The organism is Pseudoalteromonas sp. 120-MNA-CIBAN-0494, from assembly GCF_040308885.1.
Classification (GTDB): Bacteria; Pseudomonadota; Gammaproteobacteria; order Enterobacterales; family Alteromonadaceae; genus Pseudoalteromonas; species Pseudoalteromonas nigrifaciens.
This window is the reverse complement of record NZ_JBEOOE010000055.1, coordinates 1-12,720: the sequence shown is the minus strand read 5'-3', so window position 1 is coordinate 12,720 and position 12,720 is coordinate 1. Positions and strand designations below refer to the sequence as shown.

Below are 12,720 nucleotides of genomic sequence, written 5' to 3'. Positions count from 1 at the left end.
TGGATGAGGAGCATGCTTCGTTCAACAAGGTATTTATACGATACAAGCAACGTAACGTATAAATACTAAGACGTTAAATGACCCAACGTGAATTAAATAACAATATAATAGACGTAGAGCTTACAAAAAAAGCTGCTTACTTCACGCGTAAGGGTAACTAAAAAATGCAGACACAAGTAAAACGCATGAACAAAGTGGGCGATACGGTTTTCTTAACACCTACGCCATTACTTAGTTACGAGGAGTTGGTGTTAAAAAGCTTAGGCTCGAATACCTATCGCGGCTTTCATCGTAAAAATAATAATTGTTTAGGCGCCTCACATACCTTTAGAGATGTGTTAACTAAAAAAAAGGATTATTTAATACACGCACTCAATAACCTCACCTCTGAAATAGAGTTAAACGAATTTGCCAACGAGTTATGTAGTGAGCTACAAAGTGAACTGAGTAAAAACATTAAGCCTTCGCAGTTGAAGTCGTTTAATAAAATACGAAAGCCCGTTGATATTGTATTTGAGCACTTTGTAGCAATGGGGGAAGACTTTGCACCAGCAAGAAAAACCGTCACACCATGGCTTTTTTACCCCTGATAGCCAAATATTTCAGTCAGAATTTATATTCACTACTCAAGAAGGGAAGGCTCGAGGCATTAAACGCAGCTTCACTTATAAAGACATTAAAACAGCGCAGCACTACGCAGATATACAAAATTTTTTAAAAGAGAAAATGGCAAAAATAGGTTTAAACCACCGTATTTATTTTGATCTGGTATGGAATAACCGCTTTGAAAGCAACGGCACCAACTTGTTTTTAACTAACCCAAGCAGGAATCGCTAAAGAGTTAAGTGTTCATATATTAAAATTAAAACTAACAGCTGATAGATATTTGTTTATTAATGACTTTAATTATTAAGTAAAAAATAAACTATTAACCACTTATTAAGTAATTACTACCCGTAAACTAAGGGATTAGGAGTAAGGCATGTTTGAAGGATTGTTATTAAACGCTGATTTATTATGGCCAAATGCATGGTTAGGGCGTTCATTTATAATTATTATGGTACTACTTTTTGTATTTGCTGTTGGTTGGGTGCTTTTACTAAAACATAACAGTAAAAAAACGATTAAAAAGGTTGAAGAAATTGTAGCAAACCAAACTACAGAGTCTCTTTACGATAATATTGCTGATATTAGAGATAAAGCTAAATCATCAAACGATGACGTAGTTAAAAACCTTTGGCGTGAGTTTGATGAAAGCTTGGTTTTAGATCACCGTGAAAAAGGCGTATATAACACCTTAGATGCAGAACACTTTTTTAATCCACGAACACTGGCCTCGGGTATCACCTCAAATAGATTACTAGCAGCAGCTCCCTCATTTTTAACCGCCATTGGTGTACTCGGTACTTTTTTAGGCTTAACTATGGGCTTAAAAGGGCTGCACATGGAAAGCAACGAAATAGAAGCGCTTAAGGGTGGTATTGCAAGCATGATTAACGGTGCCGCAATGGCATTTGTTACCTCTGTTTGGGGTGTGGGGCTTAGCTTATTACTTAATATTTATGAAAAAAACACAGAACGTCGAATAATTAAAAAGGTAGTTAAAATTCAGCAGAAAATTGACTTTTTATTCCCTCGTTTACCTGCTGAAAAGTCACTTGTTGATATTTCTAAAAGCACCAGTGAAAGTAGTGAAGCGCTGCAAGAATTACATGAGCGTATTGGCGACCGCCTGCAAGAAACTATTTCAGGCATGAACAAAGACATGCAAGAGGCCTTTACCAATGCACTTAACAATGTAATGGCACCTGCTATGCAGTCTTTAGTAAGTAATGCCAGCCAACAAACTAGCGGCGTGTTGGAGCATTTAATTAGTAACTTTACTGAAAGCATGCAAGCGGCAGGCAGAGGCCAAGGCGAGCTTATACAAAAGTCGACTGAACAAATGCATGAGGCAGTAAGTAGCCTGAGCGGGCAAATGAGTGCAGTGCTTGAACAAAGTAGTAAACAAGCTGAGTTAATGGCCCAGCAACAAGCGGGGGCATCATCGCAATTTAACCAGCAACTCGAAGCAATGCTGAGCAAAAGCGAAGAGCGCCAGCAGCTTATGGAGCAAAAGTTATTTACGGCTATTGAATCGCAACAGCAATCGCAAGCAACGCGTGAAGCAAACCATGTAGATAATTTACAGTCGGTATTAGGTGGTTGGTTAACTGAGCAATCGCAAACTCTTAATAAGCTTTCTGACTCTATGAGCCAAGTACAAAGCGCTATGGGCGAATCGAACCGTGGATTTGTTAATGAGCTTTCGAGCCAAAACGAAAAAACAACGGCGCAGCAACAGGCGTTTACCAATGGCCTTGAAACAAGTTTACAAAGCTTTATGCAAAGCTCTGAGCAGCGCCAAAAGGCGCTTGAAGAAACGTTCAGCTCATTAATTAACAGCCAGCAGCTTGAAGCCTCTAAGCGAGACTCAGAGTACCGTGAACAATTACAATCGCAGTTAGGTAAATGGCTAGCACAACAAGACCAAATGCTTACCTCGATGACTGATGCTGTAAAACGCACGCAAACGCATATGGATTCGGTTATTGCACAACATAAAGACGTTATAGGGGAGCTTAAAACGGTTGCTGAGTCATCAGCTACAAGTAGCCAAAACCTGAGTAATAGCGCAAACCAAATAGGGGTGTTATCGGGTAATCTATTAAAAGCAACGGAGCTGTTTGATACGCGCTTAGGTGATATGACCGATACAATTAAAGGTATTTCTGCTCAAAACGATGCATTAGCAAGCCACGTAATTGAGCAAGCTAAAGTGCTAAGAGGGCTTGAAACGTCGCTTGTTGCTACAACAGAGCAGTTTGGCAATACGGCAAAATTAGCTCAAAGCGGCTTTAGCGAAATGAAAACACATCAAATTGAGTTTATAAGTGGTGTTGAGGCATCTTTTGAAGGGTTGAGTAATACCTTAGCTAAGCAAGTGTCTGATATTGAAAAGCAAACGAATGAGTGGCTACGCAGCTACTCATCAGAAGTAAATACCCAAGTTAAAGAGCGTATGGAAACTTGGAATACCACAACCCTTGAATTTAGTAACCAAATGCTTGGAACAGTACGCACAATTACTAATTTAGTGGATGAATTGGAGCGTAGCTAATGCGAGTATTTAGAAGCAACCAAGTATGTGTTGACGAAGAAAACCCTTATTGGATGTCGTTTTCGGATATTTTGTCGGGCTTACTTATTTTATTTGTTTTAGCATCTATTGTGTTAATGGTTGAGCTGATGGAAGCCAAACAAGAGCTTGAAAATAAGCAACAAGCATTTACCCAAGAGCTAGAAATGCTGCACATGGCTGAGGGTGTTCGCAAAACGATATTACATGAAGCTGCTGATTTACTGCGTAAGCGAGGAATACAAGTTACGGTTAGCGAAAATGAAACTGTATTAAGTATTCCTAACGATATTTTAGGGTTTGATAGCGCTGCATTTAATATAAGTCCGCAGTTTGAAGGCACTGCACTTGAAATTGGTGAGGTGCTAGCTGAGGTTATAAATAAAGATAGCCGTGAGCAATTTCTTGATACTATTTTTATTGAAGGGCACACCGACAGTAAAAACTTTAACGGTATGCTGGGTAAAGGTAATTGGGGCTTATCGACCTTTAGGGCGATTTCGCTGTGGGAGCTTTGGAGTAAGTTACTACGAGACCAACATAATTTAGCGGCTATTAAAAATAAAGATGGCAACAAGCTTTTTTCAGTGAGTGGCTATGCGGCAACGCGAAGGATGGTGGCTAAAGAGCTAACAGAAAGTGATTTTAGGTCGAACAGACGAATTGACATACGCTTTACCATTCGCAGGCCTACTAGTGCGGAATATGAAACGGTGAGAAGCCGTTTGGAGATGCCTTAATTATGCTGCTTTTACCTCCTATTCCTCAGCTTTCAGAATTTAACTGGGAGCGTATTTCACAGCAGTGGAGTAGCCTGACTTTACAAACAAAAAAAATTGCTGATGGTGCAGGGCAAGGCGAAGAATTTAAAGTCCTTGAGCAACAGATTAATCGCTACGTTATGTACGATCAAAAAGAAAAGCTTAAACAAATTTTAATTAAGCGAAAAGGTGTACGTGTTTTAACTCAGTTATGGATTGATAAAGAAGAAGTAAGAAAAAACTCATTAAACGAAGAAACAATAGATTACATTCAAGCTAAACATCCCAAACTAGGTATGTCGTCGTTAATGAATTTAATTTCGTTAGTTTATCGTTATTTTGATGCACTGGTTGATGGCAATATTTTTAACAGATTAACGCAGTGGCTTAAACAGCAAATAGAGCAACGTTTAAAAGATCGCAAAAATACAAGCGACACAATTTTGTCTGTGCTTAATCAAGCTAAATGGCTGTTTGATTTAACAGCTCCTAAGGCGTTGGTTAACCTTGCCAAACAAAACCACTTAGACTTAAACGAACAATTAAAAAAACTACGCTTAAACGAGCTGCCGCAAGGGCGCTTTTTAGATATTTGCCATGCACAATATTACTTAGACACACTGAAAGAAATTCCCGTTGGTGAGCAACATGATGTGCTGCATGAGCTATTAAAACAAGATGTTGCCACAATGCCTTTTGAAGAAGGTAAACGAATAGGGCACATAGCGCTTGAAATTATTATTGACCGCTCTGCTGGTGCACCAAGTGAAATATGGCAAAACTTTGTACTGAATTTAGCTGGCGATCCGCGTATTGCTAATACAGCTACAAATTACCGCCAGTGGTGGAAGCCCATTGGTGAGAGTAGAGTAAAAGCAGTAACAAGTTGGCTTGCCAAAGAAGACTTGCGGTTATTTTTAGGCGCTATTGAAGAGTACGCAAATTACACCGGCGATGAAGCGTTAAATAGAATGTTCCCCGCACGTAAGCGCTTTTTAGAAGGGCTTTATGAACATGGGTTTGTGCGTAATGCACGGCTAATGCTTGGAAACCAAGCCGAGCATACAGTTAAGCGAGTGCTAGGAAAGAGTTTAACAACCAGTTATATAAACCTTAGAGGAATGACTCAAACTTCCATTATTTATTTAGATTGCGGTGATTTTCATATTATTGAAGGTTCACACAACTTTAAGCTTTGGATTTATATGGGTTTACCTAGTGAGAAGCTTAACGATTACTCTTTGAGTGAGTTAAACCATTTTGCTTTAACAAATAGCTTTCCTCAGGAATTTAAAAAGAACTATCCGAAAGGCGAGTTAATGCCTATTCAACACTCGCCGACTTCTTGGCAAAAAAATGCTATTGATTTTTTAACTCAAAATGGCATTGAACTCGATTTAGAAAAACTATTTTATAAAGACGAATACAGAAGATATATAAGTCGGTATGGATTACCTGTTTTAGGAAGTAAAGAAAAAGTAGAGATAGAAGTAGAAGCAAAAACGGAAGCCACTCAATCGCTGGAGTCTTTAATTTTGCATGTACTAGATGTACATCAACCTATAAATAGTAACTCAATTACTAATATCTTAGCGCAGGAGTTTGAGCTTCGCAAAAGTGTTCACCAGGTAAATTTTGCACTTTACTCTTTACGTACAAAAGGCAGGGTCACCTTAAACTCTGAAGAGTTATGGAGCCGTTCGCTGTAGCCCACTTCAGAGAAAAGCATGAACTTTAGGAATATTAAAAAGGGATTTAAAAATACATGTCACTTGTTAGTTTGATAAAAGGGCTTTTGCCTAATAATAAAAATAGTCATTTAGCGGACGATAAATACTCCTTAGTATATGACTCGTATGGCGTTAATTTTGCCACTAATGAAGCTACATTTCATTGCCTAAACAAAGGTGAGGGTGCAAGTAGTCAGCTTATTCAGCATGTAGTACTTAAAATGCTTGAAGAAAGACATATTGCTGAAACACTGCCTAATGGCTTTAGGCTTGATAGTGAGCAAGCATGTTTATTAGACCCAGAAGATGCAGACGTTTTAGGGTTACCGCCTTTTTTTAATAACGACTTTGACGTTGATATTCAAGGTAGAACAACTAAAAGTAGCTTTTCGCTGCAGTTGTTTGCAAAATTTGAGCAGCAAAAATATCCAGTAAAAAGAAAAGGACCGATACTTTTTTTTAGTGAGCAAACACAATATTTAATGACGCCAGAGCAGCTTAATGCTGTTTTAGCCGTAGAAAAACATTCGTCGCTTACGCCCGATGACCGCACTGAGCTAAATAATGTGTTGGCAGTTGCTAAGTTACAGCAAGCAGTTAAAGATGGGTTAAAACTAGATTTAAAACATTTTGATAAATTTGATTTAGTACAACCACAACAAATTACAGTAACAGCAAATCAAAAAGTTGATGGTAGCCTAGAGCTTAGCCCAAGCTTTGGTGATGGATCATCATCTGAAGACTTACAAAATCGCTTAGCTCAGTTACAGGGCGATGGGCAAGTAATGCGAATAAAAGACCGCATTGTTTTACTTACTGACGATAAAAAGCAAGCTGTTAAAGAAGTACTACAAAATAGAACCATTCCTGCACATAAAGTTGCCGAATTTATTAAAACCCCTTCAGCTTTTTTAGATGCGTCTATTCTTAACCTCGATCTTGGATTTTCTCTGAGAGTTGCTGGTATTGGCAAAATGGTACACATTCCTTTTGGTCAAGACAGCGATGGCAGTAATGGCTGGTTTTCGACAAATACAGACAGTGAGCCACCAGAGCGCTTAGTTAAGTTGCTTGAATGCGAGGAAGATGTTGTATCGTTTGAGCAAAGTTACCAGCAAGCTAAAGGGCAAAATGCAGATAGTGTTGTTGTTGATGATGAGTTAATTGACATACGCGATGAGCAGCGAGTTAGTGAAACACTCGCAGAGGTAAGAGAAAATTTAGCAAACCCTTCTAATGACTCAGATACGCCTGAAGTTGAAGATACTCTGGTTCGTAAAGAGCAAGTTTCTTTGTTACTAAAAGATGCGGAAGAACATAATCAAGACATTGTAAATAAAGTTGCGCAGTTAGACCGATCTATTAGTTTTGACAGAACTAATTTAGCGCGAACACCTTTCCCTCATCAAGAGTCTGGCATTAGCTGGATGATGTCGTTACTTAAGTCAGCTCAATTAGATAACCATGATGATATGTATAGAGTGCAAGGGGCTTTACTAGCCGATGATATGGGGCTTGGTAAAACCTATATGACGTTAGTTATGCTGGCTGAGTACTTGTCGATGCAGCAGCAAAGCAATAAATCCGAAAAGCCCATATTAATAGTCGCTCCACTTAGTTTACTGGAAAATTGGGAACAAGAGGTTGAAGCTACTTTTAAAAATTCTCCATTTAGAGATATTAAAGTCCTGCAGTCATCCAGGGATTTAAAAGAGTTTAAAGTTCAAGGGGCTGAACGAGAGTCTATGCAGCTTGCGACGGTAATGAATGATTCGCATGCTGATCATAAATCTATTCGTTACGCTTTGCATGTTGGGGCTGATGCAGCAACAAAGCGTTTAGATATGGATAGACGTGTTGTTATTACGACTTATCAAACGCTACGGGATTACCAATTTTCTTTATGTGTTATTGACTGGGGAATTGTAATATTTGATGAAGCTCAAAATATTAAAAACCCAAATACTCAAGCAACACGTGCAGCTAAAGCACTAAAAGCTGATTTTAAATTACTAGCTACAGGTACTCCTGTTGAAAATAGTTTAAGCGAGTTTTGGTGTTTAATGGATACAGCGCAACCAGGGCTATTAGGCGATTGGAGCTATTTTAGAGAGCGCTGGATTAAGCCAATAAGTAGTGCTAATGAGGAAGAAAAAGCAGAGGTGCGTTTAAAAGTTGGTAACGATTTACGTAATGCTGCTGGGCAGTTTATGTTACGCCGAACCAAGGAAGACGAGCTAACCGGAATGCCTACTAAAACAATAAAAACAGGTATTCATAAAGACTTGGCTGACAATATGGCATTTGCTCCAGAGTTAGCTCGTAATATGACCGGAGGTCAGTTGCTTGGCTACAACCAAATTGTTGAAGATTATAGAAAGGAGAAAGCAAAAGAGCAGGGCGGCGGCCATGCTTTAACAGTATTACAGCAATTAAGGGCTGTTAGTTTGCATCCAAGGCTTGATGAGGTTTTTAAACAGCCACCTAATAATGCCAAAGAGGCACAGCGTAATTTACAAGAGTCTGAAAAGTTACGCATGTTGTTAGATATATTGTCAGATATAAAAAACAAACAAGAGAAGGTAATTATTTTTGCGACAACTAAAAAGCTCCAGGCTGTTCTTAAAATATGCTTAGACAAAATTTATGAGCTAAACATTCATGTTATTAACGGTGATAGTAAAGCGATTGCTACAAAAAAAGATCAGCTGTCTCGTAAAGGGATGATCACTGACTTTGAAGCAGGAGAAGGCTTTAACGTTATAATTATGTCGCCTGTAGCGGCAGGCGTTGGCTTAACGGTTGTTGGTGCAAACCATGTAGTTCATTTAGAACGCCACTGGAACCCCGCAAAAGAGGCTCAAGCTACAGACCGCGTTTATCGTATTGGTCAAGAAAAACCTGTGTTTATTCACTTACCCTGCCTTTTACACCCAGAATATGATTCGTTTGATGTGAATCTAGACAAACTACTCGCAAAGAAAACCATGCTAAGAGATGCGGTAGTAACGCCTGAAGTGGTGAGTGAGCATGAGCTAATGTCGTCAATGGGATTGTGAGGTTAAGTGGCATTAAGGATGAGCTTACTACTTTGCAAGCTTGTGAAATTAATTTCGAAAGATAAAAGCATAATATTGAGAGCCGCTACCATCTTAGCGGTCTCAAATACAAAAATAAGTTATTATTAATTGATTATAAAAGTAAATATATTTAGACAATTAGGATAGTGGAATATGGAATCACCAGAGATTTTTTTAAAAGAGCTTAACAGTACTTTACGCAGATTAAGGGGGGCATCCAATGTACTTGCTAATGAAGAAATAGATAAAAAATTATTAGCTGTGATGCGTCGGTTACTGTTAGCTGAAATATTAGGGAATGAGTGGATAATTGCAGTAGGTGGCTCGCAAGGTGCAGGCAAAACAACTTTAATGTCTAAAATTTATGACTGTGGAGATTGGCTACAAGGCAACGAAGGGCGCGGTGAAAAATTACCCGTTATGATTATTGAAACTAATGAAGTAACTGCACCGCAGGGCTATGTAAGACGTTTACAAAAAAGTGATATTGGAGATCAGCTATTAATAAAAGATGTACTTATAAATGTCGAAAACTTTAATCAAGTTATAACAGACCCTTCAGCAGAAGATTTACTCCCAGTCTTAAAAGTACCAAAACGTTATTTTAAGAGGGAGAATCAGTCTTGGCTACTTTTACCAGGCTATGAAAAACAAGATCGAGATAATAAAGATTGGCAAGAGTTAATGCGTCAGGCAATGATAGCTGCAGGCGGTTGTATAGTTGTTACAGACGAAACAAGAATGGCAAATCAACAACAGCTTGATATTACAAAGGATATGCTTGCAAATGAGTTAAAGCATTGCGAACCCTGTGTTGTTATTTCTAAAACTGAATCATACAAAGGAAACTCAGATCGCCAAAGTCAACTCAAAAATAGTGCAATGAACACTTTCAAAATAGATGAGAGCCGGATTGATAAGCAGATAATATTGACTGGAACGGATGATTCTGATTACTGTGAAGAGTGGATGCCGAAATTAGTTAACATGATTGATGAACTAAATTATACAGGGCAATCGAATCGTGTTTTTCAAACTAATAATCTAGCACAGTTAATTGGCCGAGATTTAACTAAAGTTTTAAATAGTATTAGATCTAAGGCTAGGCTTATCTTTAATAGTTCTGAAGCAACAGAGAGTGCATTAATGTGTAAAGAGCTTCTAGGTGAATTTGATGACTCTGTTACATTATTGAGAGAAGAGCATAAAAAAATTGCAAAAGCGCATGTTGATCGGAACCGAATAAATGCGGCTAAGAAATTAGACGAAAAATTATCTTTAGAGCATGAAGGCTTCAAAAATTTTATTACAAGTTCACTTGAAAGTACAACAGAAAAAAAGACAAAAATAAAGCAAACTGTTGAAGAAGCTTGGCAACAAGAAGGAAGTAACTTTCTTTCTGATTATGCTAGTCAATTAACAGGTTTGACTTTAGAAAAATTAGGACCAGTAAACAATTCTGAGATAGAGATAAGTAAAAATGAAACCCCTAAGTTACCGAACACTAAAAAACTTATTGAACTTGGTTATGCTGGGAGATCAGGTAAGCCAATTCAGTTTAAAGTATTAAGTGAAGAAATAAAGAACGACATCAAAATAGTACTAAGCCATAACTCTAATACCAGTAGCGAAACAAGTAAAAAACTAGCTGAAAGTGTAAGGTTGATACCTATTATATCCCTTGAATATGCGAGGTTGTCATACTCTGTGCCTAAGTTGTTAGCTGATGAACTTAAATTAAAGATGAATGATAATGGTGAGTTAATAGAGCAGAGTGTGGAGGCAATTAGTAAAGGCGCAAATGAAGGTAGAAATGCTCTCAAAGCTGTCGCTGCTTTATTAGCTGTAGACGTGATTAGTGATGGTGATTCAGACATACTAGGTACACTTTTTGGTCATACTAAAAACAAAGAATCTGAAACCAGTTCGAATGATTCTGCAAGCGAAGAATCAACCAATGAGCCAGAAGGTGGCAGTGTTCCCCCTGTTATGCTTCACCCTGCTGCCATTGCTGTTACTGCCGTTGTTGCTGCTTGCTATGTAACAACCAAAGCTGTATCTGGGCTCAGGAAACAAGAGCAAGAGTTAAGTATTCAAGCACACTCTTTGCTTAATGCAATCTCAGATTCTCACTATGTAAACTTTTGCAGCAGTTTTGATGAAGTAATGCGCTCAGCAAGATCTAGATTAGAGTTTACTTTACGACAACGCTATCATTTAGATGAGCACTTAATGCGTAAGGAAAGATTAACAAAGGCTTTAGCTGATGTAATTGTTTTATCAAATGATCTTAAAGCTGAAATTGATTCTTCAGCAAGCGGTTTAAATCCATTATTAGTTGGACACACAGCTGAGTATGATTAATGATTGGTTAACTGAATACTGGTCTGAGTTATATCTATCAAATTTGGGCTGGGCGTTTGATGCATACGAGCGATTAATAAGCTCTATGAGTCACGATATAAAAAAAACATTATCGATGAAAGGAAAGCAGGTAGATCCTTTTGTAGTTGTTTTCGGCAAGACTCAAGTAGGAAAAACGACACTTCTTCTTGATTTACTCGGTATTCATTCAGATCAAATAAGTATAGTTTCCCATGTACTAAGGGGAGGAAGAGAGGCTGGGAAGTCAGCCACTGCAACAACTATGGAATACTGTCGTTCTACAAGTGAAGATTGGGCTCTAACAATCAACTCTAAAAAAGAGTTCTATGCTGCTGAGTCCGATATGATATTAGCTCTAAGTGATTTAAGAGAGAGTATGGAAAATGAAACTCAGTCTTTTAATTCTCCATGTATTGTAGATATACCAACACGTTTCTTTTCTATCGCTGCTAAAAAATGCGCTAATATACGTATTTTAGATTTACCCGGTGATAATCCTGCGAATGCTACAGAGCAAAAGCATGTATATGCTATGGCAAAAGCTTATCTCCCTTTTGCTGATTTAATTTTATTAGTTGGAAGGGGAGATGATTTGAGTTTTCTAAACTCAGAGGCTATGAGTTTTCCGGGGCTAGAGAATTGGCAAGCTATGCTTGGACGTTTTCGTATAGTAACGACATTTTCTTATTCAGCTCAATCAATAAGAGACCTAATTCGTAAGAAAGAAGAGGTTAATATCAGTGATATTAGAGCTAGACTGATTGAGCAAATTCAGCGCTTTGGAGAGCTAAGTAATGAAGGTAAAAATCAGAATCTATTTTACCCTCTTGAATTTGGAAATAGCTGGCAGAATCTAGAAAAGCAGGAACCTGTACTTTACAGAAAATTAAAACCATTAATTAATGGGCTTCGAACAACATTAATTGATGAAATACATGCTTCTGTATCGCCTGTTAGTCGTCTTCGAAATATGCTCGATAGTCATGTAAGGATCGAATATATTTATAAAAAGAAATTAGAGAGGTTGAAACAGGACGAAAAAAAAATCATCAGAGAGATTCAAGCTATTGACGAAGATGCTCAAATCTATAAAAAATTAAATGAACGAGAGCTTGAACAATTAAATAAAAAAATTAAGTTAATTGAGTACGGTACAAGTGAAAATTTAAAAAGCAATATTAATGACTTGATAGCTGTTTATAAGAGCGAGTGTCACTCTAAAATTGATAGAAATCCCGAGAAAGAAAGTGTTATTTCTCTCAAAAGGTTGATTCTTAATTATAAATCTCAACTGAATGAAATTGAATTAAATTTAAGCCAATCCTTAATTGTAAATAATAAAGCATATTGGAGAGATGTTGAGAAAACTTTTATGGAGCCAAGTCCTAGCGTGATTAATAATGAGGTTCGATCTATTTTTGGTCAGGTGGAAAAAGATTTAGATAAATACTTTATAAAAAAATACCTATCAATTAAAAACTACCACCATGATAAAAATAAAGTAGAAACGTAAGCGCGCAATTAAACCCACATACCAATATTAATGCTACCTATGCATAATTTACTCAGCATATTAACCTGAGGTA

General features: G+C 37.6%; 8 protein-coding genes. All 8 read left to right on the top strand.

What is annotated here, in order from left to right:
• Window positions 1-164: 164 nt before the first annotated feature.
• The 8 genes from AAEY55_RS17495 (at window position 165) to AAEY55_RS17460 (ending at window position 12,647) form a co-directional block, all read left to right on the top strand.
• Window positions 165-590 carry a hypothetical protein gene (locus tag AAEY55_RS17495; protein WP_350552491.1) on the top strand — a complete coding sequence of 142 codons (426 nt, stop codon included), beginning with the start codon at window positions 165-167 and terminating at the stop codon, window positions 588-590.
• Complete coding sequence (locus AAEY55_RS17490; protein WP_350552488.1) at window positions 544-837, top strand: hypothetical protein; 294 nt, start codon at window positions 544-546, stop codon at window positions 835-837. Before AAEY55_RS17495 ends, AAEY55_RS17490 begins: the two co-directional genes overlap by 47 nt.
• Before the next feature lie 145 nt (window positions 838-982).
• Window positions 983-3,160 (top strand): anti-phage ZorAB system protein ZorA, encoded by a 2,178-nt coding sequence (gene zorA / locus AAEY55_RS17485; protein WP_350552485.1) that lies wholly within the window; start codon window positions 983-985, stop codon window positions 3,158-3,160.
• Complete coding sequence (locus tag AAEY55_RS17480; RefSeq protein ID WP_350552482.1) at window positions 3,160-3,918, top strand: chemotaxis protein MotB; 759 nt, start codon at window positions 3,160-3,162, stop codon at window positions 3,916-3,918. The genes zorA and AAEY55_RS17480 overlap by 1 nt, the downstream gene beginning before the upstream one ends.
• 2 nt (window positions 3,919-3,920) lie before the next feature.
• On the top strand, window positions 3,921-5,648 hold the full coding sequence (locus AAEY55_RS17475; RefSeq protein WP_350552479.1) for an EH signature domain-containing protein: 1,728 nt from the start codon (window positions 3,921-3,923) through the stop codon (window positions 5,646-5,648).
• A gap of 56 nt (window positions 5,649-5,704) precedes the next feature.
• Complete coding sequence (locus AAEY55_RS17470; RefSeq protein ID WP_350552476.1) at window positions 5,705-8,728, top strand: DEAD/DEAH box helicase; 3,024 nt, start codon at window positions 5,705-5,707, stop codon at window positions 8,726-8,728.
• Between the two features lie 174 nt (window positions 8,729-8,902).
• A complete protein-coding gene (locus tag AAEY55_RS17465; RefSeq protein ID WP_350552473.1) occupies window positions 8,903-11,113 on the top strand; it encodes a hypothetical protein in 2,211 nt (736 codons plus the stop codon).
• Window positions 11,106-12,647, top strand: coding sequence for a dynamin family protein (locus AAEY55_RS17460; RefSeq protein ID WP_350552470.1), 1,542 nt, complete (start codon window positions 11,106-11,108; stop codon window positions 12,645-12,647). The genes AAEY55_RS17465 and AAEY55_RS17460 overlap by 8 nt, the downstream gene beginning before the upstream one ends.
• Window positions 12,648-12,720 lie beyond the last annotated feature (73 nt).

Excerpts from the sequence above, each read along its gene's own strand:
- AAEY55_RS17495 (WP_350552491.1), top strand. The coding sequence starts at position 165 with ATGCAGACACAAGTAAAACGCATGAACAAAGTGGGCGATACGGTTTTC.
- zorA (WP_350552485.1), top strand. The coding sequence starts at position 983 with ATGTTTGAAGGATTGTTATTAAACGCTGATTTATTATGGCCAAATGCA.
- AAEY55_RS17480 (WP_350552482.1), top strand. The coding sequence starts at position 3,160 with ATGCGAGTATTTAGAAGCAACCAAGTATGTGTTGACGAAGAAAACCCT.
- AAEY55_RS17475 (WP_350552479.1), top strand. The coding sequence starts at position 3,921 with ATGCTGCTTTTACCTCCTATTCCTCAGCTTTCAGAATTTAACTGGGAG.
- AAEY55_RS17470 (WP_350552476.1), top strand. The coding sequence starts at position 5,705 with ATGTCACTTGTTAGTTTGATAAAAGGGCTTTTGCCTAATAATAAAAAT.
- AAEY55_RS17465 (WP_350552473.1), top strand. The coding sequence starts at position 8,903 with ATGGAATCACCAGAGATTTTTTTAAAAGAGCTTAACAGTACTTTACGC.
- AAEY55_RS17460 (WP_350552470.1), top strand. The coding sequence starts at position 11,106 with ATGATTAATGATTGGTTAACTGAATACTGGTCTGAGTTATATCTATCA.